Source organism: Allostella sp. (assembly GCF_041913585.1).
In the GTDB taxonomy this organism is placed as follows: Bacteria; Pseudomonadota; Alphaproteobacteria; order ATCC43930; family Allostellaceae; genus Allostella.
The window spans coordinates 1-25,168 of the sequence record NZ_JAYSFE010000036.1; the positions used below are offsets into that span (position 1 = coordinate 1).

21 protein-coding genes are annotated in these 25,168 nt (G+C 72.0%); 11 read left to right on the forward strand and 10 right to left on the reverse strand.

Annotated features, from left to right (window positions below; translation table 11 throughout):
- The 4 genes from ACE3Q3_RS09260 to ACE3Q3_RS09275 form a co-directional block, all read left to right on the forward strand.
- On the forward strand, positions 1-782 hold a 782-nt coding region (locus ACE3Q3_RS09260), incomplete at its 5' end, for an ABC transporter permease (protein ID WP_374444854.1).
- Positions 779-1,843 carry an ABC transporter ATP-binding protein gene (locus ACE3Q3_RS09265; RefSeq protein WP_374444856.1) on the forward strand — a complete coding sequence of 355 codons (1,065 nt, stop codon included), beginning with the start codon at positions 779-781 and terminating at the stop codon, positions 1,841-1,843. The genes ACE3Q3_RS09260 and ACE3Q3_RS09265, both read left to right, overlap by 4 nt.
- A 3-nt stretch (positions 1,844-1,846) precedes the next feature.
- Complete coding sequence (locus tag ACE3Q3_RS09270) at positions 1,847-2,917, forward strand: extracellular solute-binding protein (protein WP_374444858.1); 1,071 nt, start codon at positions 1,847-1,849, stop codon at positions 2,915-2,917.
- A 16-nt stretch (positions 2,918-2,933) separates the two neighbouring features.
- Positions 2,934-3,761 carry an ABC transporter permease gene (locus ACE3Q3_RS09275; RefSeq protein WP_374444860.1) on the forward strand — a complete coding sequence of 276 codons (828 nt, stop codon included), beginning with the start codon at positions 2,934-2,936 and terminating at the stop codon, positions 3,759-3,761.
- A gap of 6 nt (positions 3,762-3,767) precedes the next feature.
- On the opposite strand, the gene ACE3Q3_RS09280 is transcribed toward ACE3Q3_RS09275, so the two are convergent.
- From ACE3Q3_RS09280 to ACE3Q3_RS09305, 6 genes are read right to left on the reverse strand one after another with little or no spacing between them, the layout of a single operon-like run.
- Positions 3,768-4,757 (reverse strand): ABC transporter ATP-binding protein, encoded by a 990-nt coding sequence (locus ACE3Q3_RS09280; RefSeq protein ID WP_374444862.1) that lies wholly within the window; start codon positions 4,755-4,757, stop codon positions 3,768-3,770.
- On the reverse strand, positions 4,754-5,737 hold the full coding sequence (locus tag ACE3Q3_RS09285) for an ABC transporter ATP-binding protein (protein ID WP_374444865.1): 984 nt from the start codon (positions 5,735-5,737) through the stop codon (positions 4,754-4,756). Before ACE3Q3_RS09285 ends, ACE3Q3_RS09280 begins: the two co-directional genes overlap by 4 nt.
- A complete protein-coding gene (locus ACE3Q3_RS09290) occupies positions 5,734-6,570 on the reverse strand; it encodes an ABC transporter permease (RefSeq protein ID WP_374444868.1) in 837 nt (278 codons plus the stop codon). The genes ACE3Q3_RS09285 and ACE3Q3_RS09290 overlap by 4 nt, the downstream gene beginning before the upstream one ends.
- On the reverse strand, positions 6,567-7,514 hold the full coding sequence (locus ACE3Q3_RS09295; RefSeq protein ID WP_374444870.1) for an ABC transporter permease: 948 nt from the start codon (positions 7,512-7,514) through the stop codon (positions 6,567-6,569). Before ACE3Q3_RS09295 ends, ACE3Q3_RS09290 begins: the two co-directional genes overlap by 4 nt.
- A 36-nt stretch (positions 7,515-7,550) precedes the next feature.
- Positions 7,551-8,750, reverse strand: a complete 1,200-nt coding sequence (locus ACE3Q3_RS09300) for a methyltransferase domain-containing protein (protein WP_374444872.1) — start codon at positions 8,748-8,750, stop codon at positions 7,551-7,553.
- Between the two features lie 11 nt (positions 8,751-8,761).
- On the reverse strand, positions 8,762-10,261 hold the full coding sequence (locus ACE3Q3_RS09305; protein WP_374444874.1) for an ABC transporter substrate-binding protein: 1,500 nt from the start codon (positions 10,259-10,261) through the stop codon (positions 8,762-8,764).
- Positions 10,262-10,365: 104 nt separating this feature from the next.
- Here ACE3Q3_RS09305 and ACE3Q3_RS09310 point away from each other — a divergent pair, with 104 nt between their 5' ends.
- Complete coding sequence (locus ACE3Q3_RS09310; RefSeq protein ID WP_374444876.1) at positions 10,366-10,863, forward strand: gamma-glutamylcyclotransferase family protein; 498 nt, start codon at positions 10,366-10,368, stop codon at positions 10,861-10,863.
- On the opposite strand, the gene ACE3Q3_RS09315 is transcribed toward ACE3Q3_RS09310, so the two are convergent.
- Positions 10,856-12,136 (reverse strand): D-alanyl-D-alanine carboxypeptidase, encoded by a 1,281-nt coding sequence (locus ACE3Q3_RS09315; RefSeq protein WP_374444878.1) that lies wholly within the window; start codon positions 12,134-12,136, stop codon positions 10,856-10,858. The two genes, ACE3Q3_RS09310 and ACE3Q3_RS09315, sit on opposite strands and share 8 nt — an antisense overlap.
- Positions 12,137-12,318: 182 nt before the next feature.
- Between ACE3Q3_RS09315 and ACE3Q3_RS09320 the strand changes: the two genes are divergently transcribed.
- The 6 genes from ACE3Q3_RS09320 to ACE3Q3_RS09345 all read left to right on the forward strand — a co-directional run bounded on the left by ACE3Q3_RS09320 (position 12,319) and on the right by ACE3Q3_RS09345 (position 20,015).
- A complete protein-coding gene (locus ACE3Q3_RS09320) occupies positions 12,319-14,511 on the forward strand; it encodes a tetratricopeptide repeat protein (protein ID WP_374444879.1) in 2,193 nt (730 codons plus the stop codon).
- Between the two features lie 188 nt (positions 14,512-14,699).
- Entirely contained in the window at positions 14,700-15,245 is a 546-nt protein-coding gene (locus tag ACE3Q3_RS09325; protein WP_374444882.1) for a phasin family protein, read from the forward strand.
- Between the two features lie 283 nt (positions 15,246-15,528).
- Complete coding sequence (gene clpS / locus ACE3Q3_RS09330) at positions 15,529-15,855, forward strand: ATP-dependent Clp protease adapter ClpS (protein ID WP_374444885.1); 327 nt, start codon at positions 15,529-15,531, stop codon at positions 15,853-15,855.
- A 3-nt stretch (positions 15,856-15,858) separates the two neighbouring features.
- Complete coding sequence (clpA, locus tag ACE3Q3_RS09335) at positions 15,859-18,180, forward strand: ATP-dependent Clp protease ATP-binding subunit ClpA (RefSeq protein ID WP_374444887.1); 2,322 nt, start codon at positions 15,859-15,861, stop codon at positions 18,178-18,180.
- Positions 18,181-18,281: 101 nt separating this feature from the next.
- Positions 18,282-19,031 (forward strand): phosphotransferase family protein, encoded by a 750-nt coding sequence (locus tag ACE3Q3_RS09340; RefSeq protein ID WP_374444890.1) that lies wholly within the window; start codon positions 18,282-18,284, stop codon positions 19,029-19,031.
- Positions 19,032-19,067: 36 nt separating this feature from the next.
- Positions 19,068-20,015 carry a DMT family transporter gene (locus tag ACE3Q3_RS09345; RefSeq protein ID WP_374444892.1) on the forward strand — a complete coding sequence of 316 codons (948 nt, stop codon included), beginning with the start codon at positions 19,068-19,070 and terminating at the stop codon, positions 20,013-20,015.
- On the opposite strand, the gene ACE3Q3_RS09350 is transcribed toward ACE3Q3_RS09345, so the two are convergent.
- Genes ACE3Q3_RS09350 through ACE3Q3_RS09360 form a run of 3 tightly spaced genes read right to left on the reverse strand, consistent with a single transcriptional unit; the run spans position 20,016 to position 25,155 of the window.
- A complete protein-coding gene (locus tag ACE3Q3_RS09350) occupies positions 20,016-21,341 on the reverse strand; it encodes an aspartate aminotransferase family protein (protein WP_374444895.1) in 1,326 nt (441 codons plus the stop codon).
- Positions 21,338-23,041 (reverse strand): hydantoinase B/oxoprolinase family protein, encoded by a 1,704-nt coding sequence (locus ACE3Q3_RS09355; protein WP_374444897.1) that lies wholly within the window; start codon positions 23,039-23,041, stop codon positions 21,338-21,340. The genes ACE3Q3_RS09350 and ACE3Q3_RS09355 overlap by 4 nt, the downstream gene beginning before the upstream one ends.
- An 11-nt stretch (positions 23,042-23,052) precedes the next feature.
- Positions 23,053-25,155 (reverse strand): hydantoinase/oxoprolinase family protein, encoded by a 2,103-nt coding sequence (locus tag ACE3Q3_RS09360; protein ID WP_374444900.1) that lies wholly within the window; start codon positions 25,153-25,155, stop codon positions 23,053-23,055.
- Positions 25,156-25,168 lie beyond the last annotated feature (13 nt).

The window sequence follows — 25,168 nt, forward strand, 5'->3', positions numbered from 1 at the left end:
ACGGAGCGGCCATGGCATTCGTCACGATTGTCTACCTGCTCTTCCTCTTCGCCCCGATGGCGCTGCTGCTCGTCGGCTCGTTCGGCGAGAGCTGGAGCAACTCGCTGCTGCCGTCGGGCTTCACCGGCCGCTGGTATATCGAGGTCGCGAGCGACCCCAGCTTCCGCCGCGCCTTCGTCACCAGCCTCGAGGTGGTCGGCCTGACCTGCCTCCTCAACGTCCTGATCGGCCTGCCCCTCGCCTACGCGATCCAGTCGGCGGCCCGGCGCGGGGTGCGCCTCGCCGCCCGCCTCGTCACCCTGCTGCCGATCGCGGTGCCGGACCTGGTGCTGGCCTTCGGCTTCATCCTGGTCTTCTCGTCGGACACGCTGCCCTGGCTCGGGAGCTTCTGGCTCCTGGTGGCGGGCCATGTCGTCCTGACCCTGCCCTATACGGTCAACACGCTCGCCGCCGACATGCAGCAGCTTCGTCTGGCGGAGTTCGAGCAGGCGGCGGCGACGCTGGGAGCGCCGTTCCGGGCGCGCTTCCTGGATGTCGTCCTGCCGATGGTCGGCGCCAGCCTGCTGTCCTCGATGCTGACCGTGGCCGCCCTCTCGATCGGCGAGTTCCAGCTCTCCAACCTCGTCGCCGGCTTCCTGTCGCGGACCTACCCGATCGTCCTGCTCCAGGCCTTCTACGGCGCGACCGGGTTCGCCTGTGCCGCGACCGTGGTGCTGCTGGTGCTGGCGGTGACGGCCTCGCTGCTGAGCGGCGGCACGGCGCGGCTGGCGCGCGCCACATGACCGCGATGCTGGCCTACGAGGGCGTGTCCTACCGCTATCCGGGCGGCGACGCCGGCGTCTTCGACATCGAGCTGGCGATCGGCGAGGGCGAACTGGTGGCGGTGATCGGCCCGTCGGGATCGGGCAAGACGACGATGCTGAAGCTCCTGGCGGGCTTCGTGCGGCCGGACCGCGGCCGGATCGCCATCGGCGGCCGCGACATGACGGCGCTGCCGGCCGAGGGGCGCGACCTCGGCGTCGTCTTCCAGTCCTACGCGCTCTTCCCGCACATGACGGCACTCGAAAACGTCGCCTATCCGCTGAAGGTGCGCGGCCTCGGGCGGAGCGAGCGGCGGCGCCGGGCGGCCGAGATGCTGGCCCGGGTCGGTCTGGCCGAACGCGCCGGGCACCATCCGGCGGCGCTGTCGGGCGGCCAGCAGCAGCGCGTCGCGCTGGCGCGCGCGCTCGTCTTCCGGCCGCACGGACTGCTCCTCGACGAGCCCTTGTCGGCGCTCGATCCCGGCCTCCGCGCCGGCATGCGCGACGAGATCCGGCGCATCCAGCGCGAGGCCGCGATCGCCACCCTCCTCGTCACCCACGACCAGGAGGAGGCGCTGTCGATCGCCGACCGCGTCTGCGTCATGCGCGCCGGCCGGCTGGTCCAGGTCGCCAGCCCGCGCGAGCTCTACGACCGGCCGGCGGACGCCGAGATCGCGGCCTTCGTCGGCCAGTCGAACCTGTGGCCGGCCACCGTCGCCGGCCCGGGCCGGGTGCGCACGGCGCTGGGCGAACTCGCCTGCGACACCGGCTCCGACGCCGCGGGTGCGGCGGTCATGGTGCTGGTGCGGCCCGAGCGTGTGCGGCCGCTGGCCGCGGCCGCAGCCGGCCGGCCCGGCGTGCTGCCCGGACGCGTCGTCGCCGACCGTTTCCTCGGCGCCGCGCGGCGGGTCGACTTCGCGGTCGCGGGCGGCCTCGTGCTGCTCGAGACCCATTCCCGGGACGCGGTGGCGGCGGTCGAGATCCCGCCGGACGCGATCCGGCTTCTGCCCCACCCCGCCTCCACCCACGAAGGAAGGACCTGACCCATGACGATGCGGATTCTCGGGCCGGCGATCGCCGCCGCCCTGGCTCTTTCGCCGGCCGCCCGGGCCTTCGACGGGCCGGAGCTCTATGCCGGCGAGCGCGCGCTCTACCAGTCGGCGCAGAAGGAGGGGATCGTCGTCTCCTTCGACACGGGCCCGACCTGGGCCAACTGGGCGGCCCAGTTCAAGGCCTTCCAGGCGCGCTACCCCGGCATCGAGATGGTCTACAACGACCTCGGCTCGGCGGCGACGGTGGTGGCGCTCGACAAGGCGCGCAACCGGCCGCAGGCGGACACCGCCTACTACTTCGCCGCCTCGGCGCTCGACGCGGTGGCCAAGGGCGTCGTCGCCGACTTCAAGCCGGTCAATTTCGAGAAGCTGCCCGAGCCGTTCCGCCATCCGGCCGGCCAGTGGTTCACCATCCACACGCTCAACGTCGCCTTCCTCGTCAACACCAAGCTGGTGAAGACGGTGCCGACAAGCTGGGCCGACCTGCTGAAGCCCGACTACAAGAACGCCGTCGTCTATCTCGACCCGCGTTCGACCGGGCAGGGGCAGGTCGTCGCCTTCGCCGCCGCCTTCGGCAACGGCGGTGACATGGACAACGTCCAGCCCGGGCTCGAGTACCTGGGCAAGCTGTCGAAGGCGGGCAACGTGCTGCGCACCGTCGGCACCACCCCCTATGCCCAGTTCCTCAAGGGCGAGATCCCGATCTGGATCGGCTACGAGAACGACGGGCTGAAGGCCAAGCATGTCGACGGCATGGGCGACAGCGTCGCGGTGGTGATGCCGAAGGAGGCCTCGGCCGCGGCACCCTACGCGATCAGCCTCGTCAAGGGCGGGCCGAACCCGAACGCCGGCAAGCTGTGGCTGAACTTCATCATGACCGAGAAGGGCCAGGGCATCTTCGCCGAGGGCTTCGTGCGCCCGTCGGTCCCGGGGGTCGCCCTGCCCGCCGGCGTCGCCGACAAGCTGCCGCCCGCGCCCCAGCTGAAGCCGGTCGACATCGCCAAGGCGACCGCCAAGAAGGCGGAGATCGACGCCGGCTGGGCCAAGGCCGTGCTCGGCCGCTGATCCGCCGGCCAAGGCGATGACGGCGCTCGCTCCACGCCCGGTGCTGCTGGCCTTCGCGGCGCCGGGCGTCGCCGTCTTCGCGCTCTTCTTCGTGCTGCCGCTCGGCCTGATCCTGGCCGAGGCATGGTCGGACGGCGGCGTCGCCTTCGCCGCGCTGCCGTCCGATCCCGTCTTCTGGAACGGGCTCGGCGGCAGCCTGCTGCTCGGCACCGTGGCGCCCGGCTTCTCGCTGGTCGTGGGGTTCCTGGTGGCGACGGCGCTCGCCCGGATGTCGCCGGGCAGGCGGACGGCGGCGCTCTTCGCCATCTCCCTGCCGCTGACCTTCTCCGGCCTGATCGTCGCCTACGGCTTCATCCTGCTGCTCGGCCGCGCCGGGTTCGTGACCCAGATCCTGGCCTTCGCCGGCTTCGACCCGGCGGTGGTCGGCGCCTTGATCTTCAGCCCGGTCGGCCTCGGCCTCGCCTATTCCTACTACCTCATCCCCCGGGTGGTCCTGATCGTGCTGCCGGCGCTCCGCAACTTCGATCCGGCCCAGATCGCGGCGGCGCGGTCGCTGGGCGCGGGGCGGGTGCGGACCACGGTCGACATCCTGCTGCCGCAGATCGTCCCCAGTCTGCTCGCCGCCTACTGCCTGACGGCGGCGGTCGCCATCGGCGCCTACGGCACGGCGCTGGCCCTGGTCGGGACCCAGGTCAACATCCTTCCGCTGCTGCTCTACAGCAAGATTTCCGAGACCGGCACCGACCTGCCGAGCGCCGCCGCGATCTCGATCGTCCTGGTGGCGCTGTGCAGCCTCGTCATCGTGCTGGGGGAGACGTTCTCCGGGCGCGGCCGGCGCCGGTAGCGGCCGTCACGCCAGGTGGCAGGCCGCGCGCTGGCCGGGCGCGACCTCGCGCAGCAGCGGCACCTCGGCCCGGCAGCGCGCCTCGGCCATCGGGCAGCGGTCGGCGAAGGCGCAGCCGGCGGGCAGCCGCGTCTGGCTCGGAACCCCGCCCTGGAGGCGCGGGCGCCGCCGGCGCCGGCCGGCCCCGGCGACGTTCGGCACCGCCGCGCGGAGCGCCTGGGTGTAGGGGTGCGCGGGGCGCTCGAAGAGCAGGGAGGCCGGGCCCTCCTCGACGATCCGGCCGAGATACATGACCGCGACCTGCCGGCAGACATAGTCGACGACGCCGAGATCGTGGCTGATGAGCATGTAGGCGAGGCCGTACTGCGCCTGGAGGTCCTTGAGCAGGTTGAGTACCTGCGCCTGCACCGAGACGTCGAGGGCCGAGACCGGCTCGTCGAGCACGATCAGGGCCGGCCGGGTGACCAGCGCGCGGGCGATGGCGATGCGCTGGCGCTGGCCGCCCGAGAACTCGTGCGGGTACTTGCCGGTGTCCGCCGGCCGCAGGCCGACGGCGCGCAGCACCTCCTCGACGCGGTCGGCGCGGTCGTCGACGGCCTCCAGCGCATCGATCGGCTCGGCGACGATGCGGCCGACCGTGTGGCGCGGGTTGAGCGAGCCGTAGGGGTCCTGGAACACCATCTGGAAGCTGCGGCGCAGGCGCTTCAGCGCCGGCCCGTCGGCGGTCGCGAGGTTCTCGCCGCGGATCTCGACCGTGCCGGCGGTCGGCGGCTCCAGTCCCATGGCGAGGCGCGCCAGCGTGGACTTGCCGCAGCCGGACTCGCCGACGATGCCGAGGCTGTCGCGCTCGGCGATCGCGAGGTCGACGCCGTTGACCGCATGGACGCTCTCGCGCGGGCCGAACAGCGTCCGCCGCGGCAGCGGGTAGCGGCGATGGAGGCCCGTCGCCCGCAGGACCGGGGTCCCAGCGCCGGAGGGGCCGGCTTCGGCCGTCATCGCATGCTCCGTTGGCGCGCCTCGTCGAGGCGGATGCAGCGTGCCCGATGCCCGGCCGCGACCGCAAGCGGCGGCGGCGGCGCGGCGCGGCAGGCGCCGACGGCGATCGGGCAGCGGTCGACGAAGGTGCAGGCCTCCGGCAGGTCGGCGAGGTCGGGCACGGTCCCGGGGATCGGCTCCAGCCTTGTACCGCGGGCGAGCCCGATCTGCGGCAGGGCGGCGAACAGGCCCTGGCTGTAGGGATGGGCGCGGTAGGCGAAGAGCGCGTCGGTCTCCGCCTCCTCGACCCCGGCACCGCCATACATCACGATCACCCGGTCGACCGTCTCGGCGATGACGCCGAGATCGTGGGTGATGAGGATGAGCGCCATGCCGCGCTCGTCGACCAGTTCCGTCACGAGGTCGAGGATCTGACCCTGGATGGTGACGTCGAGGGCGGTCGTCGGCTCGTCGGCGACCAGGAGGTCGGGTTCGCAGGCGAGCGCCATGGCGATCATGGCGCGCTGCCGCTGCCCGCCGGAGAGCTGGTGCGGATGGGCGTGGGCGCGCTGGGCCGGGTTCGGCAGGCCGACCCGGTCGAGCAGCCGCACCGCCTCGCGCTCCGCCTCGGCGCGGCCGAGGCCGCGATGCAGGCGCAGGGGCTCCGACACCTGGCGGCCGATCGGCTGCAGCGGGTTGAGCGCCGTCATCGGCTCCTGGAAGATCATGCCGATGCGGTTGCCGCGGATACGGCACATCTCGCCTTCCTCGAGCATCAGCAGGTCCTCGCCGTCGAGCGCGATCCGGCCCGAGGCGCGGGCGCCCTCGGGCAGGAGCCCCATCAGGGCGAGCGCCGTCATCGACTTGCCGCAGCCGGACTCGCCGACGAGGCCCAGGGTCTGGCCGCGGTCGAGGGTGAAGGAAAGGTCGCGCACCGCGCGCGCCCAGCCGCGCTGCGTCGGCAGCGCGACGGTGAGGTCCTCGACCTGGAGCAGCGTCATCGCTTGCGCGCGAGGCGGGGGTCGATCAGGTCGCGCAGCCCGTCCCCCAGCAGGTTGAGGCCGAGCACCGCGACCGCGATCGCGAGGCCGGGAAAGATCGCGAGGTAGGGGGCGTCGTACATGAAGGTCTGCGCGTCGTTCAGCATCCGGCCCCAGCTCGGCTGCGGCGGCTGGGTGCCGAGCCCGAGATAGGAGAGCCCGGCCTCGGCCAGGATGGCCAGCGCGAACGCGATCGTCGCCTGGACGATGACGATCGAGAGGATGTTGGGCAGCACATGCTCGACCGTGATCCTGGCCGTGCCCTTGCCGGCGGCGCGCGCCGCCAGGATGAAGTCCCGCGCCCAGATGCTGGCGGCCGCCCCGCGTGCCAGCCGGGCGAACACCGGCACGTTGAAGATGCCGATGGCGAGGATGGAATTGACGGTGCCGGGCCCGAGCAGGGCGGTGATCATGATCGCCGACAGGATGGCGGGGAAGGCGAAGGTGAAGTCGGAGAAGCGCATCACCAGCTCCTCGGTCCAGCCGCGGCGGGCGGCGGCGAGCAGCCCGAGCGCAGTGCCGGCCGAGCAGCCGATGGCGACGGCGACGATGCCGACGACGATCGAGTTGCGGGCGCCCACCATCACCATCGACAGGATGTCGCGGCCGAAATGGTCGGTGCCGAAGAGATGCTCGGCCGATGGCGGGCGCAGCTTGCGCGGCACCGCGAGCTCGGTCGCCGACCACGGCGTCCAGACCAGCGACAGCAGCGCGGCGAGGACGACGATTCCGGTCAGGACGGCGCCGATCGCGAAGCTGCGGTGGCGGAAGGCGCGGGCGAGGGTGGCGCTCATCGCTGCGTCCGCAGGCGCGGGTCGATGACGGCATAGAGCACGTCGACCAGGAAGTTGACGATGACGACGAGGGCGGCGATCAGCACCACCACGTCCTTGACCACGATCAGGTCGCGCTGGGTGATCGCCTGGAACACCAGCCGGCCGACCCCCGGCAGGTAGAACACGTTCTCGATGATGATGGTGCCGGTCAGGAGGTTGGCGAACTGCAGGCCCATGATGGTCACGACCGGGATCAGCGCGTTGCGCAGGACGTGCCGCCACAGCGCCTGCCGCCGCGACAGTCCCTTCGCCCGCGCCGTGCGGACGAAATCCTCGCGCAGCACCTCCAGCACCGAAGACCGGGTGACCCGGGCGAGGATCGCCGCCTGGACGATCGCCAGCGACACCGCCGGCAGCAGCAGCGACTGCAGGGCCGGCAGCACGCCGGCGTCCCAGCCCGGGAAGCCGCCGGCCGAGAACCAGCCGAGATGGACCGAGAAATAGAGGATCAGCAGGATCGCGAACCAGAAGTTCGGGATGGCGATGCCGATCTGTCCGAACGCCATCACGCCCCAGTCGCCGGGACGGCCGTGGTGGCTGGCGGCGTAGAGGCCGAGGCCGAGCGCGATCGCCACCGTCAGGGCCATGGCGATGAGGGCGAGCGGCACGGTCAGCACCAGGCGTTCGGCGATCAGTTCGGCCACCGGCACGGAGTAGGTGTAGCTGGTCCCGAGGTCGCCGGTCGCGAGCCCGACCACCCAGGCGAGGTAGCGCTCGACCGGCGGCCGATCGAGGCCGAGCTTGCGGCGGAGGGCCTCCAGCGTGTCGGGCTGGGCGTCGACCCCCAGCATCACCTGCGCCGGATCCCCCGGCAGCACCTCCAGCACCAGGAAGACGACGAGCGAGGCCGCCAGCAGCGTCCCCACCAGGGTGCCGAATCGTCGCAGGAGGAAGAGTGCCATCGCGGCGGAAGGGGCTAAGGCCGGGGCCTGTCTCCGTCAAGCCGCCTGCGGCGGGCGGCGCCAGACGAGCCAGTCGCCCGCGGCGGCCGGGCCGTCGCCGGCGATCTCGCGCCGGGCGAGGAAGCGCGCGAGCGCCGCGGCGCCGGCCGGTCGCGTCAGCAGGGTGCCGCCCGGCACCAGCCGGTCGAAGACGCGCGGCAGCACCTGGTCCAGCGCCGCCGCGTCGGGGTCGACGGCCAGGAGCGCCAGCCGCTCGAAGGGCGCCACCGGCAGCGTGTCGTCGGTCGGGCCGGCCAGGACGCGCACCGCCTCGCCGTCGAGCCGTAGGCGCGCGAGGGTGCCGCCGGCCGGCGCCGCTTCGGCCGCCGGCAGGGCGATCCAGGTCCGGCCGGGTGCATCCCGGCCCGCCCGCACGCCGGCCAGCATGGCGCCGCAGGCGAGGTCGCCGACCGCGAGGAAGTCGCCGGCAATGCCGGCATCGAGCGCGTCCCCGGCCGTGGCGGCGATCGTGGCGAGGTCGGGGTCGCGCGCGAGTTCCCCGATGCAGGCGGTCAGCAGGTCGAGATAGCGCCGGGCGCCGGCGGGCGCCCGGCGGGCGGGCCGCGCCGGCAGCGGGACCGCCAGTTCCGGAAACTTCTCCAGGTGCCCGCGCGTCGCCGCGAGGCTGCTCGCCCGTTCGGCCTCGGTCACCGGCCGCTTGCGCAGGACGACCGCCATCTCGTTGACCGCGCGCGGCTGCATCCGGATCTTCTCGATGGCCATGCCCTCCTTGCGGAGCGCCATCCCCGAGCGGCTCAGCACGAGCTGCAGGTCGACGGTGTCGAACCGGCTCTCCTCCCAGCCGATCATGGCGTGCCAGTCGGTGTAGTAGAGCCAGCTGTGCTCGTTGAAGGCGCGGACATGGGTCGGGTCCTGCCAGGCGCCGTAGGCGAGGTCGTAGGGCACCCGGACGGCCATCTCGCCGCCGTCGCGGAGCAGCGCGAGGCAGTTGCCCATCAGTTCGACGACGTTCGGGACATGCTCCAGGACATGCGAGGCGGTGATGTGCTCGAACCCGCCGGCCGTCAGCTCCACCGGACCGAAGCGCCGGGTCTCGAAGGTGAGCCCGACGAGATCCGGCCGGCTCGCGTCGACGACGATGTCGGGCCCGGCGCTCGCCCGGATGTCGATGTTGATCGCCGTCTCGTCGAAGGTCCGGCCGCTGCCGATGTTGAGCCGGGTCGGATAGCCGGGCATCGCCCTCTCCCTCAGTTCGTCCAGCTCCATTGCCAGAGTTCGGTCTGGACGATCGGCTCGTTCTGGCCGTAGCCGCGCAGCCCGCTCGCATAGACGCCGGTCTTGGCGAGCTGGAAGAGGAAGCCGTGCACGGCGTCCTCGGCGATCATGCGCTGGGCCTCGCCGTAGAGCGCGTGGAGCTTCGGCTGGTCGACCTCCGCGTCGATCCGCTGCATCAGCGCATCGAGCTCCTTGTTCTGGTAGCCGTAGTAGTAGTTCGGGCCGCGGACGTAGTTGTCCATGTCGTAGGGCGAGGTGTGGGCGACGATCGTCATGTCGTAGTTGCGCTGCTTGTAGACGACGTCGAGCCACTGCGCCCATTCGATCGGCTCGATCTTGACCCGGATCCCCGCCTTGGCGAGCTGGGCCGCGATCACTTCGGCGCCGCGCCGGGCGTAGGTGAAGGGCGGCGGCTTGATCGTCGCCTCGAAGCCGTCGGGCATCCCCGCCTCGGCGAGCAGGGCCTTGGCCCGGGCGATGTCGTGGGGATAGCGGCCGGTCAGGTCGACATAGGCCGGGTGATGCGGCGGGAAATGGCTGCCGATCGGGGTGCCGTAGCCGAACATGGCGCCGTCGATCACCGCCTTGCGGTCGAGCGCGTGGTTGATCGCCCGGCGGACGCGGACGTCGTCGAAGGGCTTGCGGGCGTTGTTGAGCGCCAGGATGACCTCGCCCTCGGTGGTGCCGACGACGACCTTGAAGCGCGGGTCGCGCTGGAACCGCGTCATGCTCTCGGGCGCGCCGATCACCGGAAAGGCGTCGACGTCGCCGGCGAGCAGCGCCGCGACCTGGGCCGAGGGGTCGGGGATGAACTTGAACACCGCCTCGCGCATCCGGATCTTCGCCGCGTTGCGATAGTCCGGATAGCGCTCCAGCACGACGCGATCGCCCTTGACCCAGTCCTTGAAGCGGAAGGGGCCGCTGCCGACCGGCCGGGTGCGGTTCTGCTCGACGGTCTCGGTGGCGGTGATGGAGGCGTCGCCCGACGCCATCGTGAAGAGGAAGATGCTGCGGGACTGCTTCAGCCGGACGACCACCGTGCGCGGGTCCGGCGTCTCGACCGCTTCGATCGGCTGGAAGATCCGTTTCGACGGATTGACGCTGTCCGCCGCCATGGCGCGCGCGAAGGACAGGCGCACGTCCTCGGCGGTGAGCGCCCGCCCGTTGTGGAAGGTCGCCTTCGCGGGCAGGCGGAAGGTCACGGTCTTGCCGTCGGCGGAGATCGTCCAGCTCTCGGCCAGCCCCGGGGTGACGCCGCCCTGATCGTCGATCAGGGTCAGGCTCTCGAAGACGTTGCCGGAGACGATGCTGTCGATCGCGGCGGCCGCATTGATCGTCGGGTCGAGCACCGGCGGCTCCGCCTGCATGCCGACGACGACGCGGTCCTTGGCCATCGCGTCGGGAGCCAGGACGCCCGGCAGGGCGCCGGCGAACGCGAGACCGATGGCGGCCAGGGCGACGATGCGGTGCATGGGACGGTCCTCGGCTAGGCAGCGGGGGAGGCGGGCGGACCCTATCACGGACCGCCGCCGACGGAGGTGACAAGAATGTGCGCTTCAGCGTATCGCAATGGCCGATGCGCTTCTTTTTTTACGGCACTCTCATCGACGGCGACCTCCGGCGTGCGCTCTGCGGGCCGGCCGTCGACGGCTGGACGATCGCGGGCGCCGAACTCGCCGACCATCGCCGCGGCCGCAGCCGGGGGCGGACCTATCCGTTCCTGCTTCCGGCGCCGGGCGGGCGCGTCGCCGGCCTCCTCGCCGACGGGCTGGACGCGGAGGCGGCCGCGGTCCTGACGCTCTACGAAGGTGCGGGCTACCGCGCTGCCCGGGTGCATGCCGAGACGGCGGCCGGTCCGGTCGCCGCCTGGGCCTTCCTGCCGCGGCGCGCCGTCGCGGCGACGCTGCCCTGGAGCCTCGAGGCGTGGCAGGGGCGGCACAAGGGGTCGGCGCTGGCGCGGGTGACGGCCTGGCGATCGGGCGTTGCGCCGGCGGCGATCGCGCGGGCGGCGGCGAGCTGGCGCCGGCGGCTGGCGCAGGCCGAACGCCAGGCCGGCGGGACCGGCCTCAGTTGACGCGCGCCACCGAGGACTGGCCCGGCGGGATCACGGCGCAGGGAAAGGTGCGCTCGCCGAGCTGACGGCAGACCGCCCGGGCATCGCGCTCGTCGAGACCGACGAAGCGGGCCCGGTACAGCCGGTCGTCATGGGCCATCACCGAGGAGGTGGCGTCGCGCTGCAACCGCGGCGCCTTCTGCTGGGCCGCTCGCAACGCCCGTCCGGCGCCGTCGCGGCTGCTGAAGGCACCGACCTGGACCGCCCAGCTGTCGCTGACCTCCTCGCGCGCCACGGCAGCCTGGGCCAGCCGGCCGGCGGCGTCGTTCGAGGCGACGACCAGCCGCAACGGCTCCGAGCGGCCGAGCAGCGGCGGCGCCGCGGGCGGGGCCGGCGCCGGGGCGACGACCTCGGCCGCGGTCGCGGCCTCCCGCAGCTCGGGCAGGGCCGGCGGGATCACCGGCTGGTTCGCGAGGCGGAGGTCCGGCCGGCGGCTCGGCGCCGCCTGAAACCCGGCATTCAGCAGCTCGGCCATCCGCTGGTCGCGGCCGGCGGCGGTGGTGCCGCCCATGACGACACCGATCAGGCGCCGGCCGTTGCGCTCGGCCGAGGCGACGAGGTTGAAGCCCGAATCGTTGACGAAGCCGGTCTTGATCCCGTCCAGCCCCTCGAACTGGTCCAGCAGCCGGTTGTGGTTGTGGTAGAAGTTGCCGCGGAAGGTGAAGCCGCGGGTGGCGAACAGCGGGTAGTATTTCGGGTAGTCGCGCAGCATCGCGCGGGCCAGCACCGTGAAGTCGCGGGCAGTCGTGATCTGGCGCGGGTCGGGCAGCCCGGAGGCATTGCGGAACGTCGTGCTGGTCATGCCGAGGCGCCGGGCGCGGACGGTCATGGTCTGGGCGAAGGCCCGCTCCGAGCCGGCCATGTGCTCGGCGATGACCGTGGCGGCGTTGTTGGCCGACTTGGTGATGAGGCCGAGGATCGCCTCCTCGACGGTGATCGTCATGCCCGGCCGGAGCGGCAGGCCCCAGGGGACGGTCGAGGCGTAGGCCGAGACGGGGAGTGGCTGGTCCATCTTCAGGCGGCCGCGTTCCAGCGCCTCGAAGACGAGGTAGAGGGTCATGATCTTGGTGATCGACGCCGGATGGCGCGGCGCGTCGGCATTCGCCTGGTGGAACACCTCGCCGGTGCGGGCGTCCATGATGATGGCGGCGTAGCGCTCCTTGACCGGCTTGGCCGCCTTGCGGCGCGGCGCGGCGTCGGCGCCGAGCGCCACCACCATCACCGCGATCGCCAAGAAAAATGCTCCGAAGCGTCCCCAGATCGCCACGATCGGATGCCCCCCGCACGCCATCGTCCCGCCGATCGCGATTCCCTTACCGCCTTCCTCAACACGAGTCTACGCGGAATCGGCGATACCCGTGATATTGATGGCTTTTTCTCAGTTCGAATCGGGGGCGCGGGATTGTGAAGCGGCCAATGCAGAGCGATCCGGCCATGGCCGTCGCCGACGGCCTGCACCGCGCCGGACGCTTGGCGGAGGCGGCAGCGGCCTATCGTGCCGTGGCGGCTGCGCGTCCCGGCCACGCCCCGGCCTGGCACCGGCTGGGCCTGGTCGCCCTGCAGGCCGGCCGGGCGGACGAGGCGCTGGCGCCCCTCGAGCGCGCCGCCGCGCTGGCCCCACGCGACGCCGCCGTCCACCATGATCGCGGTCACGCCCTGGCGGCGCTCGGCCGCTACGCCGAGGCCGCCGCCGCCTGGGAGACGGCGGCACGGATCGCGCCGCGGCTGGCGGCGGCCCATGCCAACCGCGGGACGGCGCTCGCCATGCTGGGCCGTGCCGGCGATGCGGTGCCGGCCTTCCGGGCCGCGCTCCGGGCCGACCCGAACCACCGCGCGGCCTGGATCGGGCTCGCCGACTGCCTCGCGCGGACCGGGCAGCCGCGGGAGGCGCTCGCCACCCTCGACCGGGCGCGGGTTCGGGTCGGTGCCGATGCCGAGATGGCGCTGGTGCGCGCCGCCGCCCTGCGGGCGGTGGGCGACGAGGGGGCGGCCCTGGCGCTGCTGGACGAGACGGTGCGCGCCGCGCCGCGGCTCGCGCCGGCATGGTCCGCGCTCGGCCTCGCGCGGCTCGCCGCGGGCGATGCGGCCGGCGCCGCGGAAGCGCTCGCGCGGGCCGAGGCACTCGATCCCGGCGATGCCGACATTCCCTACAACCGCGCGGCCGCGGAACGCGAGCGCGACCGCTACGAGGCGGCCCTCGCGGCGCTCGGCCGGGCGCTGGAGCGCCGCCCCGGCTTCGTCGCGGCGCGGCTGCACCGCGGCTTCGTGCGCCTGGAACAGGGCCGTCCGGTCGAGGCCGAAGCCGAACTCGACGCCGCGCTGGCGGCGCGACCCGATCATGCCGCGGCGGCCTCGGCCCGGCTCTTCGCCCTCAACTATCGCGACGACCGGGATGCGGCGACGGTCCGGGCGGCGCACCGCGCCTGGGGGCAGGCCCTCCAGGCCAGCGTCCCGCCGCTGCCGGCGACCTCCTTCGATCGCGATCCGGAGCGCCGGCTGCGGGTCGGCTACCTCTCGCCCGACTTCCGTACCCACTCGGTCGCCTGGTTCCTGGCGCCGCTGCTCGCCGCCCACGACCGCTCCCGGGTCGAGGTCGTCGGCTATGCCGACCTGGCCGAGCCCGACGACATGACCGCGCGGCTCCGCGCCCGCTGCGACCTCTGGCGCGACGTGCACGGGCTGGAGGACACGGCGCTGGCCGCGCAGGTGCGGGCGGACGCGGTCGACCTGCTGGTCGACCTCGCCGGGCACACCGCCGGCAACCGGCTCGGCGTGTTCGCGCGGCGGCCGGCGCCGCTGCAGGCGACCTGGCTCGGCTATCCGAACACGACCGGACTGACCGCCATCGATTTCCGGATCACCGACGCGGTCTGCGACCCGGCGGGGCAGGGTGACGGCGGGCACGGCGACGGCGGGCACGGCGACGGGGGCCACGCCGAACGGCTGGTGCGGCTGGATCGCCCGTTCCTGTGCTACGAGCCGCCGCCCTTCGCGCCGGCACCGCGCGGGGACGGGCCGCCGACCTTCGGCTCGTTCAACGCGCTGGCCAAGATCTCGCCGGCCACGGTCGCCGTCTGGGCGGCGGTCCTCGACGCCGTCCCGGACGCGCGCCTCTTCCTCAAGGCCCGCGGCCTGGGCGACCCCGAAACCGCGGACTGGTGGCGCGCCCGTTTCGCGGCGGCCGGGCTCGATCCCCGTCGCCTGATCCTCCAGGGCCGGGTCGCCGCGACCGGCGGGCACCTCGCGCAGTATGGCGCCGTCGACGTGGCGCTCGATCCCTTCCCCTACAACGGCACGACGACGACCATGGAGGCCCTCGCCATGGGCGTGCCGGTGGTGACCCTGGCGGGCGACCGTCACGCCGCGCGGGTCGGGGCGGCGATCCTCCGCCCGCTCGGCCTCGACGACCTGGCGGCGGCCGACGCCGGCGGCTACGTCGCGGCCGCGGCGGGCCTGGTGCGGGACGCCGCGCGTCTGCACGGCCTGCGGGCCGGCCTGCCGTCGCGGCTCCGCGCCTCGCCCTTGTGCGATGCAGCGGACTTCGCCCGCGCCATGGAGGCGGCCTACCGCGACGAGTGGCGCCGGCGGGTCGCGGAAAATCGGGACTGAAGCTGCTTCGATGCGACAGTTCGTCGCGTCATGCTGCACCGCACAACAGACCCTTGACCCTCGGTTCCCGCGCCCGATATAAGGCCTCGTGTTGCAGTGCAGCATGGCGGTCGGGACAGGGCTGGACCATGGCGCTGCGGAGCGATCCAGAGATCGACAAACGGCCCGAGGCCGAGGGAGACCCCAGAATGAACCCGAAGAGCAAGGCGGCCGCCGCGGCGGTCGAGGAAATGACCAAGTCCGGCGAGAACGGCCTGGTTGCCGGCAAGGAGATCGTCGACAGCTTCGTGAAGGTCGGCCAGGAAGCGGCCCAGAAGGGCTACGAGCAGGCCGTCAGCCTCACCAAGGAGCAGGTCGAGAAGGCGCGCACGGCGGTCGCCAAGGGCGTCGACGAGATGAGCGCGCTCGGCAAGGACAATGTCGACGCGGTCGTCCAGGCCAGCACCATCTACGCCAAGGGCGTCGAGGTGATCGGCAAGGAAGTCATGAGCTACGCCCAGGCGCGGATGGAGTCGAACATGGCCGCGATGAAGGCCATGATGGGCGCCCGCACCCTGAAGGAGCTGGTGGACCTGCAGACCGAGTTCGCCCGCAACGCCTTCGACCAGATGGTCACCGAGACGACGAAGCTGTCGGAGATCGGCGTCAAGGTCGCGAACGACGCGTTCGCCCCGATCAACGCCCGCGTCAACGTCGTCGTCGAGAAGATCACGAAGTCGGCCGCGGCCGCCTGACCGGCCTCGACATCGACGGAGTGCGACGGCCCGGCGGCACCCCCGCCGGGCCGTTTCCGTTTCGGCCCTGCGGCCGGCCGGACCGGGAACCGGGCGGGCTGGCCGGACCATTGCATGGACGGGTTTTAATCGCCGCCGCCGCCGTCGCTCTTTTCTGGCGGCGCCCGAAGGCAATATGATTCCCCGGACGAGGAGACTTCCGGCCTTCTATCCCCACATGGTCCCAGCCGGTCGCATGGATGAAGGAGCGGGCTCGGCGACGAGCCGGGCCTCGGGTACGCGGATGAGTGACAACGAGCGCCGAGGCAACGACGGATCGGTCACCGGGGTGGTCGTCAAGACCAAGCCCAAGACCAAGAAGCCGTCCATGTACAAGGTGCTGATGCTGAACGACGACTACACGCCGATGGAGTTCGTCGTCCACGTCCTGGAGCGCTTCTTCTCCAAGTCGCGCGAGGAGGCGACCCGCATCATGCTGCACGTCCACCGTCGGGGCGTCGGCATCTGCGGCGTTTTCACCTACGAGGTCGCCGAGACCAAGGTGACCCAGGTGATGGATTTCGCCCGCCAGCACCAGCACCCCCTGCAATGCACCCTCGAGAAGGAGTAGCCGATGCTGTCACGCAATCTCGAGGAGACGCTGCATCGGGCGCTGGCCAACGCCAACGAGCGCCGGCACGAATACGCGACCCTGGAACATCTGCTGCTGGCCCTGACCGAGGACCGTGACGGCGTCGCCGTGCTCCGCGCCTGCGGGGTCGACCTCGACCGCCTGCGGCGCGAGCTCATCGAGTATCTCGACAACGAACTCGCCAACCTCGTCAGCAACCGGCTGGAGGACGCCAAGCCGACCGCCAGCTTCCAGCGCGTCCTGCAGCGCGCCGCCATCCACGTCCAGTCCTCCGGCCGCGAGGAGGTGACGGGCGCCAACGTGCTCGTCGCCATGTTCGCCGAGCGGGAGTCGCACGCGGTCTATTTCCTGCAAGAGCAGGACATGACCCGGTTCGATGCGGTCAACTACATCTCGCACGGCATCGCCAAGGTCCCCGGCAAGGGCGAGACCCGCCGGGTCCAGGGGGCCGACGAGGATGCGGCGGCGGAGAAGGTCGTGAAAAAGGGACACGAGGCGCTCGACGCTTACTGCGTGAACCTGAACAAGAAGGCACGCAACGGGAAGATCGACCCGCTCATCGGCCGCGAGAACGAGGTCGAGCGGACGATCCAGATCCTCTGCCGCCGGCAGAAGAACAACCCGCTCTATGTCGGCGATCCGGGGGTCGGCAAGACCGCCATCGCCGAGGGCCTGGCGCGCCGCATCATCCAGGGCGAGGTGCCCGAGGTGCTGCGCGAGGCCGTCATCTACTCGCTCGACATGGGCTCGCTGCTCGCCGGCACCCGCTACCGCGGCGATTTCGAGGAGCGGCTGAAGGCGGTGCTGGGCGAGCTCGAGGCGATGCCCAACGCCATCCTCTTCATCGACGAGATTCACACGGTGATCGGCGCCGGGGCGACCAGCGGCGGGGCGATGGACGCCTCCAACCTGCTGAAGCCCGCACTCGCCAGCGGCACCATCCGCTGCATCGGCTCGACCACCTACAAGGAATACCGCAGCTATTTCGAGAAGGACCGGGCGCTGGTCCGGCGCTTCCAGAAGATCGACGTCAACGAGCCGTCGCTCGACGATTCGGTGAAGATCCTGATGGGCCTCAAGCCCTACTACGAGGACCATCACCGCGTCCGCTACACCAACGACGCCATCAAGGCGGCGGTCGAACTGTCGGCCCGCTACATCAACGACCGCAAGCTGCCCGACAAGGCGATCGACGTCATCGACGAGACCGGCGCCGCCCAGATGCTGGTGCCCGAGAGCAAGCGCAAGAAGACGATCGCGGTGAAGGACGTCGAGGCGGTGGTGGCGAAGATCGCCCGCATCCCGCCCAAGACCGTGTCGCGCGACGACGGCGTCGTGCTCCGCACGCTGGAGCGCGACCTGAAGACGCTGGTCTTCGGCCAGGACACGGCCATCGAGGCGCTGGCCGCCGCCATCAAGCTCGCCCGCGCCGGCCTGCGCGAGCCCGAGAAGCCGATCGGCTCCTATCTCTTCTCCGGCCCGACCGGGGTCGGCAAGACCGAGGTCGCCCGCCAGCTGGCGCGGGTGCTCGGCATCGAGATGAAGCGCTTCGACATGTCGGAATACATGGAACGCCACACCATCTCGCGGCTGATCGGCGCGCCTCCCGGCTATGTCGGCTTCGACCAGGGCGGCCTGCTGACCGACGCCATCGACCAGCACCCGCACTGCGTCCTGCTGCTGGACGAGATCGAGAAGGCGCATCCCGACCTGTTCAACATCCTCCTGCAGGTGATGGACTACGGGAAGCTGACCGACCACAACGGCAAGATCGTCGATTTCCGCAACGTCATCATCATCATGACGACCAATGCCGGCGCCGCCGACATGGCCAAGGCCGCCATCGGCTTCGGCTCGGGCGTGCGCGAGGGCGACGACGAGGAGGCGATCAAGCGCCTCTTCACGCCGGAGTTCCGCAACCGCCTCGACGCCATCATCGGCTTCCAGCACCTGACGCCCGAGATCATCGCCCAGGTGGTCGACAAGTTCGTCGCCCAGCTCGAGGGCCAGCTCGGCGATCGCCAGGTCGCGATCGAGCTCGACGACGCGGCGCGCAAGTGGCTGGCGACCAAGGGCTACGACCGGCTCTACGGCGCCCGCCCGCTGGGCCGCGTCATCCAGGAGCACATCAAGAAGCCGCTGGCCGACGAACTGCTGTTCGGCCGCCTGTCGAAGGGCGGCACGGTCCGGGTCGGCGTCGTCGAGGGCAAACTCGTCTTCACCTATCCCGACGAGCCCAAGCGCGCCGAACGCAAGGACGACGAGGGGCCGGCGAAGGAGCCGGAGCTGGTCGAAACCCGCTGATCGCGACATCCGGTCGGCCGTCGGCCGGGACCCCGGTCCCGGCCGATCTCGTTTCGGCGGCGCGGGCGGCCTTTCCCGGCCTCGATCCCAAGCCGCCGGAGGTGCTGGCCGGCGGCGGCGCGTCGGTCGTGCTGCGCTTCGGCGCGCGCATCGTCCGCATTCCCCGCCACCCCTTCGTCGCCGAGCGGTTCCGGGTCGCGGCCGCCCTGTGCGACCTGGTGCGCGACCGCCTGCCCGTTCCGGTGCCGCGACCGCTGCAAGGCGGCCCGCCCGTCATGGAGTGCCACGCCCGCCTGCCCGGCCGGATGCCGGAGCCGGCCGATGCCGGGCCGGAACTGGCGGCGGACGTCGCGGCGGTGCTGGCGGCGCTCCACGCCGTCCCGGTCGAAGCGGCCGGCGCGGCTGGGGTCGTGGCGGACGTCTGGTCCGGTGTCCTCGATCTCGCGGAGCGGACCCTGCCGCCTGCGGCTCTCGACCGGGACATGCGCCGCGCGTTCGCGCTCGCCCGCGATCGCGAGGACGCCCTGCCGCCGGTCCTCGTCCACCACGACCTCCACCGCGCGAACCTGCTGGTCGCCGGCAGGCCGGCCCGGCTCGCCGGCATCATCGACTTCGCCGACGCCACGATCGCCGATCCGCACTGGGACTTCCGCCACCTCGCCGGCCTCGGCGCGGACTTCCTCGGCGCCGTCGTCGCCGCCTACGGACGCGCGACCGGGCGCCGCCTGTCGATCGCCCGCATCGGTCGTCTCGCCGACAGCCGGGCCGGGATCGACCGCGCGAAGGCGCTGCTGCTGCGGTGCCATGACGGCATCGACGGTTGCGATCCGCCCGCGCCGTCCCCATCCTGAGGCCCGGGTTCGGGTCTAGTCGGAACGGAAAGGGCGATGGCGGCAGGCAAGGGCGACGCGACGGCCGGACGCGGCGGTCGCGACCGGCGGGTGCTGCTCGGCATCCTCTTCATGTGCATCTCGGCGATGATCTTCCCGTTCATGAACGGGCTGGTCCAGATCCTGAGCCGGGACTACCCGTCCGAGCAGATCATCTGGGCGCGCACCGCCTCGCACCTGCTGGTGGCGCTGCTCTGGCTGCTGCCGAGCCAGGGCGTCGCCGCCCTGCGGACGCGGCGGCCCGGGCTGCAGATCCTGGGCTCGATCTGCCTCGTCACCTCGACGGCGATGTTCTTCTTCGGGGTCAAGAGCATCCCGCTCGCCAAGGCGGCGGCGATCAGCTTCACCGCGCCCTTCTTCGTCGCCCTGCTCGCCTGGGCATTCCTCGGCGAGCGCATCCGCGGGGCCCGGCTCGCCGCCGTCGTCATCGGCTTCGCCGGCGTGCTGATCGTCATCCGGCCGGGGCTCGAGGTCGTGCAGTGGGCCTCGATCCTGATCGTCGGCAGCGCCGCCTGCTACGCCGTCTACCAGATCGTCGCCCGCCGGGTCGCCGGCCACGACCGGCCCGAGACCTCGGTCGTCTATTCGGCACTGGTCGGCACCATCGTCATGTCGGCGATCGTGCCCTGGGTCTGGGTGACGCCGAAGAGCCTCCTCGACGCCGGGCTGATGCTGGGGCTGGGGGTGCTTGGCGCCAGCGGCCACTACTGCGTCGTGCGCTCGCTCGCCTATGCCGAGGCGAACATCGTCTCGCCGTTCCAGTACGCCCAGATCATCGGCTCGGTCGCCATCGGCTGGGCCATCGCCGGCCTGCTGCCGGACGTCTACACCTGGATCGGCGCGGCGGTGATCTGCGGCGCCGGCATCCACATCGCGCTGACCCAGACCCGGCGCGCGCCGGCCGCCTCCGCCGTCTTCACCGAGCGGCCGGTACGGCCGGAGTGATCACGCCCGCGCCGCGGTATCGGTCAGCGCCCGGTCGAGGATGTCGAGGCCGAGGTCGATCTCGGCGCGGCTGGCGGTCAGCGGCGGCGCGAGCTTGAGGACGGTGCCGCTCGCCGGGTCGCGGGCGGCGCCCGACTGGGTGATCTGCAGGCCCATCTCGTAGCAGCGACGGACGACCGCCGGACCGAGCGCCGTCGCCGGCGTCTTCGTCGCCCGGTCCTGCACCAGTTCGACCCCGGCGAGCAGCCCGAGGCCGCGGACGTCGCCGACGACCTCGTGCCGCTGCTGGAGCGCGCGCAGCCCGTCCAGGAAGTAGGCGCCGTCGGCCTTGGCCTTCTCCACGAGCCGCTCGGCCGCCATCAGGCGCAGGATCCGGAGCGCGACGCGGGCCGGGAAGGGGTCGGAGACGTGCGAGGTGTAGAAGTGGAAGCCCTTGGCATGCACGTCCGCCTCGATGGCCGCACTCGTCACCGTGGCGGCGAGCGGCAGGCCGCCGCCCAGCGACTTCGACAAGGTCAGGATGTCCGGCTCCACGCCCTGCTGCTCGAAGACGAACTGCGAGCCGAGGCGGCCGAAGGCGGTCTGCGCCTCGTCGAAGATCAGCAGCAGGCCGCGGCGGTCGCAATGCTCGCGCAGGCGCTGCATGTAGCCCTCGGGCGGCACGACGATGCCGCCCGCGGCGAGGACGGGCTCGCACATCACGGCGGCGAAGGCGCCGACCGACTGCATGTCCGCCATCTCGAAGCCGACGTCGAGGCAGGTCGTGTCGCAGGTGTCGGCGCAGTGGCGGATCGGGCAGCGATAGCCGTTGGGCGGCGGCAGCGCCATGGTGCCGGGCATCGCCGGGCCGTAGCCCTTGCGCGCGCCGGAATAGGTGCTGGCATTGGAGGCGGCGGTCATGCCGTGCCAGGAATGGCCCATGGCGATGATCTCGAAGCCGCCGGTCGCGAGCTTGGCGATGCGGATCGCGGCCTCGTTCGCCTCGCTCCCGGTCGACAGGAACATCGCCTTCTGCAGCGAGGGCGGCAGCAGCCGGGCGAGCTCGACCGCGAGTTCGACGACCGACGGGGACAGCATGTTGGAATAGAGATGCAGCGGCTCGGCCGCCGCGTCCTGCATCGCCGCCACCACGGCGGGGTGATTGTGGCCGAGCGTCGCGCACATCTGCCCGGACGCGAAATCGAGGATCGCGCGGCCGTCGGCGTCGTAGACGAAAGAGCCCGCGGCGCGGACGATCATGCCGGGCAGGAAGCCCTTGGCGGTGTAGCGGATCAGGTGATCCGCGACGTCGGCGCTCCAGGGGCCGTAGGGCGCGTCCGTGCTCATTTGCCGACCCGCTTCTTCGGTGCCGTCCGGGTCGCCGTGCCGCGCGCGAGGTCGACCTTGACGCCATAGTCGCGCATGGCCGCCTTCGGGCTGACGAAGCCCTCGCGGACGTCGGCCAGCACGCGCTCCGGGTCGCGCTTCGCCGGGTCGCCGAAGCCGCCGGCGCCGGCCTCGCGGACGGTCAGGCGGGCACCGGCAGGCAGTTCCACGCGGGCCTTGGCATTGATCGGCCGGCCGTCGATCGCGTGCATGCGCATGCTCCCGTCGCCGCCCTTGAAGAGGCCGCGGGCCGGGAACTGCGTGCGGTTGCCCATGCCGAGCAGGGTCATGGTGCCGCCCGAGTCGTTGCGGATCACCACCTCCTGGCCGAGGCCGCCGCGCCAGGCGCCGGGCCCGCCGCTGTCGGCCAGCAGCTCCTTGCGCTCGATGGTCGTGCTGGTGATCGTCTCCCAGATCTCGACCGGGACGACGGCCATGTTCGAGGGGTGCGGCACGGTCGGCGCGCCGTCGGTGCCGTCGAGCGCGCCGTAGCCGCCGGCGGCGAAGTAGATGGTGGAGACGCCGCGGCCGTTGCGGTGCCGGCCCTGGAAGGTGACGAGGTTCATCATCCCGGAATCGGCCTGCACCCGGTCCGGCGCCGCCTTCGCCAGCGCGCCATAGATCAGCGGCACGACGAAATGGCCCATGGCGTGCCGGCCGCCGGTGGCAAACGGCGGCTGGGCGTCGAGGATGCAGCCCTTCGGCGCCGCGACGGTGATCGGCGCCGCCATGCCGCCATTGTTCGGGATCGACGGCAGGGTCAGCGTCTTGACCGAATAGAGCGACATGGCGCGGGTGTAGCAGAAGGGCACGTTGATGCCCGCGCGCACGCAAGGGCCGGTGCCGTCGAAGTCGAAATGCACCCGGTCGCCGGCGATGTCGATGCGGACGGCGAAGCGGATCGGCCCGTCCAGCCCCTCGAGCTCGATGCGGTTGCGGTAGGTGCCGGGCTTCAAGGTCGCGCGGATGCGCTCGCGCATGGCGCGCTCGGCATGGTCGCGGATGGCGCGCGACAGCGGCCCGAGGTCCTCGATGCCGTATTCGTCCATGAACTCCAGCACCTGGCGGCCGCCGACCTCGTTGCAGGCGACGTTCGCCATCAGGTCGCCCACCACCTGCTCGGGCACGCGGACGTTGGTGCGGATGATCTCGATCAGGCGCTCGTCGACCTTGCCCCCTTCGGCCAGCTTGCAGATCGGGAAGCGCAGGCCCTCGTGGTAGATCTCGGTCGCCGACGAGCCGAAGCCGATGCCGCCGATGTCGGGCAGGTGGGTGATGCTCATGGTGTAGGCGACGATGCGGCCCTGGCGGAACACCGGCCGCAGCAGGGTCACGTCGAACAGGTGCCCGGTGCCGAGCCAGGGATCGTTGGTGAAGAGGACGTCGCCCGGCTTCAGCGTCTCCGGCGGGAAGCGCTCCAGCATGTGGCGCGCGGTCACCGGCGCGCTGGCGATGAAGATCGGCACGCTCATGGTGCCCTGGGCGATCGAGTTCGCCTCGGCGTCGAGGACGACGCAGGACAGGTCGTAGCTCTCCGACACGATGGTCGAGAAGGAGCTGCGGACCAGCGTCGAGACGATCTCGTCGGTGATCGAGATCAGCCGGTCCCAGAGGATGCCGAGGCTGACGGCGTCGAAGGCGTCCTTGCTGCGCTTGGCCATGGTCCGCCTCCCTAGCGCGCCAGTTCGGCGACGAGGTTGTAGTGCCAGTCGACCTCGGCCCGGTCGCCCTTGCCGACGATGCAGGTCGATTCGCGCTCCTCGACGACGCAGGGGCCGGCGATGCGGGTGCCGGGCGCCAGCTTGTAGCGGTCGTAGACCGGCACCTCGACATAGTCCCCGACCTCGCCCAGATAGACCCGGCGCCTGCCCTTCAGCGCCGCCTTGGCGTCGCCCGACGGCGGGTCGCCGAGGCTGTAGCCGGAGGTGAAGTCCGGTGCGGGACCGGCCGCCTCGACCTTCCAGTTGATGATCTCGATCGGCTCCTCGAGGAAGCTCACGAGGTAGGTCTCGGCATAGGCGGCACCGAAGAGGCGCGGCAGGTCGGCGAAGAGGGCGGCGAGGCCGCCCTTGCCGAAGTCGCCCGCCTGCGGCAGCGTCACCTCGATGTCGTGGCCCTGGCCCTGGTAGCGCATGTCGAGCCGGAGCGTCACCCGGATGTCGCCCTCGGCGACCCCGGCGCGGGTGAGGAAGCCCGACGCCTCGGCGACGAGACGGCCGAACTCGTCGGCGAAGGCGGCGGCGTCGAGGTCGGCGACATGCACCCGGCGCGAGCGCGCCACCTCGAAGGAGAGCGGGCTCGCCAGCAGGCCGAGCGCCGACATGACGCCGGCGCCGACCGGGAAGACGACGCGCGGGATCTTCAGCTTGCGGGCGATCGCCATGGCGTGGACCGGGCCGGAGCCGCCGAACGCCACCATGCTGGCGCCGCGATAGTCGAAGCCGCGCTCCGACGCGTGGATGCGGAAGGCGCGGGCGACATCCTCGTTGATGACCTCGTGGATGCCCCAGGCGGCCCGGGCGAGCGACAGCTTCAGCGGCTTGGCGACCGCGTCGCGGATCGCCGCCTCGGCCGCCTTGCGGTCGAGGCGCATGGCGCCGCCGAGGAAGAAGCCGGCGTCGAGATAGCCGAGCACGAGGTTGGCGTCGGTCAGGGTCGCACCGGTGCCGCCGCGGCCGTAGCAGGCGGGGCCGGGGTCGGCGCTGGCGCTCTTCGGGCCGACCCGCAGCAGGCCGCGCTCGTCGACGCCGGCGAGGCTGCCGCCGCCGGCGCCGATCTCGATCATGTCGATGACCGGGATCCGCACCGGCAGGCCGCTGCCGCGCTTGAACTCGTGAACGCGGGCGACCTCCATCATGTATTTCTTGAGCGGCTGCCCGTTGCGGATGAGCGCGCCCTTGGCGGTGGTGCCGCCCATGTCGAAGGCGAGCACCTCGTCGAGCGCGAGGCTGCGACCGTGGTGGGCCGACATCAGCGCGCCCGCGGCCGGCCCGGACTCCAGCGCCCGGACCGGGTAGCGCCGCGCCGTCTCGGTCGTCACCGTGCCGCCGCTCGACGTCATGATGTAGACGCGGCCGCGGAAGCCCTGGCCCGCCAGCCCGTCCTCCAGCCGCCGGAGGTAGCGGTCGAACATCGGCTGGGTGAAGGCGTTGACGGTGGTCGTCGTCCAGCGCTCGAACTCGCGCATGTTGGGAAAGACGTCGGCCGAGGTCGAGACGTAGAGGTCGGGGAACTCCTTCGCCACCAGCTTCGCCACCGCCTGCTCGTGCGCCGGGTTGGCGTAGGAATGGAGGAGGCAGACGGCGAGTGCCTCGATGCCCTGGTCCTTGAGGCCGGCGACCGCGGCGCGCACGGACGCCCGGTCGAGCCGGCGCTCGACCTTGCCGTCCGGCCGCATCCGCTCGTCGATCTCGGCGCGCAGGCGGCGCGGCACGATCGGCGGCGGGAAGCGCAGCCGCAGGTCGTAGAGGTCGTAGCGGCTCTCGTAGCCCATATCGAGGATGTCGCGGAACCCGGCCGTCACCAGCATCCCCGTCACGGCGCCGCGACGCTCGATGACGGCGTTGGTGACCAGCGTCGTGCCGTGGACGATGTCGTGGACGCGGTCGATGGCGACGCCGTTGGCCGCCAGCATCGTCGCCACCCCGTCGAGGACCGCGGCGGAGGGATCGCGCGGGGTCGTCAGCTGCTTGTGGATCGCCATCCGGCCGCCTGCGGCGTCGAAGAGGGCGAAGTCGGTGAAGGTGCCCCCGATGTCGACACCGATGCGGTACATGCCGGCCGTTCCC

Excerpts from the sequence above, each read along its gene's own strand:
- ACE3Q3_RS09265 (WP_374444856.1), top strand. The coding sequence starts at position 779 with ATGACCGCGATGCTGGCCTACGAGGGCGTGTCCTACCGCTATCCGGGC.
- ACE3Q3_RS09270 (WP_374444858.1), top strand. The coding sequence starts at position 1,847 with ATGACGATGCGGATTCTCGGGCCGGCGATCGCCGCCGCCCTGGCTCTT.
- ACE3Q3_RS09275 (WP_374444860.1), top strand. The coding sequence starts at position 2,934 with ATGACGGCGCTCGCTCCACGCCCGGTGCTGCTGGCCTTCGCGGCGCCG.
- ACE3Q3_RS09280 (WP_374444862.1), bottom strand. The coding sequence starts at position 4,757 with ATGACGGCCGAAGCCGGCCCCTCCGGCGCTGGGACCCCGGTCCTGCGG.
- ACE3Q3_RS09285 (WP_374444865.1), bottom strand. The coding sequence starts at position 5,737 with ATGACGCTGCTCCAGGTCGAGGACCTCACCGTCGCGCTGCCGACGCAG.
- ACE3Q3_RS09290 (WP_374444868.1), bottom strand. The coding sequence starts at position 6,570 with ATGAGCGCCACCCTCGCCCGCGCCTTCCGCCACCGCAGCTTCGCGATC.
- ACE3Q3_RS09295 (WP_374444870.1), bottom strand. The coding sequence starts at position 7,514 with ATGGCACTCTTCCTCCTGCGACGATTCGGCACCCTGGTGGGGACGCTG.
- ACE3Q3_RS09300 (WP_374444872.1), bottom strand. The coding sequence starts at position 8,750 with ATGCCCGGCTATCCGACCCGGCTCAACATCGGCAGCGGCCGGACCTTC.
- ACE3Q3_RS09305 (WP_374444874.1), bottom strand. The coding sequence starts at position 10,261 with ATGCACCGCATCGTCGCCCTGGCCGCCATCGGTCTCGCGTTCGCCGGC.
- ACE3Q3_RS09310 (WP_374444876.1), top strand. The coding sequence starts at position 10,366 with ATGCGCTTCTTTTTTTACGGCACTCTCATCGACGGCGACCTCCGGCGT.
- ACE3Q3_RS09320 (WP_374444879.1), top strand. The coding sequence starts at position 12,319 with ATGCAGAGCGATCCGGCCATGGCCGTCGCCGACGGCCTGCACCGCGCC.
- ACE3Q3_RS09325 (WP_374444882.1), top strand. The coding sequence starts at position 14,700 with ATGAACCCGAAGAGCAAGGCGGCCGCCGCGGCGGTCGAGGAAATGACC.
- clpS (WP_374444885.1), top strand. The coding sequence starts at position 15,529 with ATGAGTGACAACGAGCGCCGAGGCAACGACGGATCGGTCACCGGGGTG.
- clpA (WP_374444887.1), top strand. The coding sequence starts at position 15,859 with ATGCTGTCACGCAATCTCGAGGAGACGCTGCATCGGGCGCTGGCCAAC.
- ACE3Q3_RS09345 (WP_374444892.1), top strand. The coding sequence starts at position 19,068 with ATGGCGGCAGGCAAGGGCGACGCGACGGCCGGACGCGGCGGTCGCGAC.
- ACE3Q3_RS09350 (WP_374444895.1), bottom strand. The coding sequence starts at position 21,341 with ATGAGCACGGACGCGCCCTACGGCCCCTGGAGCGCCGACGTCGCGGAT.
- ACE3Q3_RS09355 (WP_374444897.1), bottom strand. The coding sequence starts at position 23,041 with ATGGCCAAGCGCAGCAAGGACGCCTTCGACGCCGTCAGCCTCGGCATC.
- ACE3Q3_RS09360 (WP_374444900.1), bottom strand. The coding sequence starts at position 25,155 with ATGTACCGCATCGGTGTCGACATCGGGGGCACCTTCACCGACTTCGCC.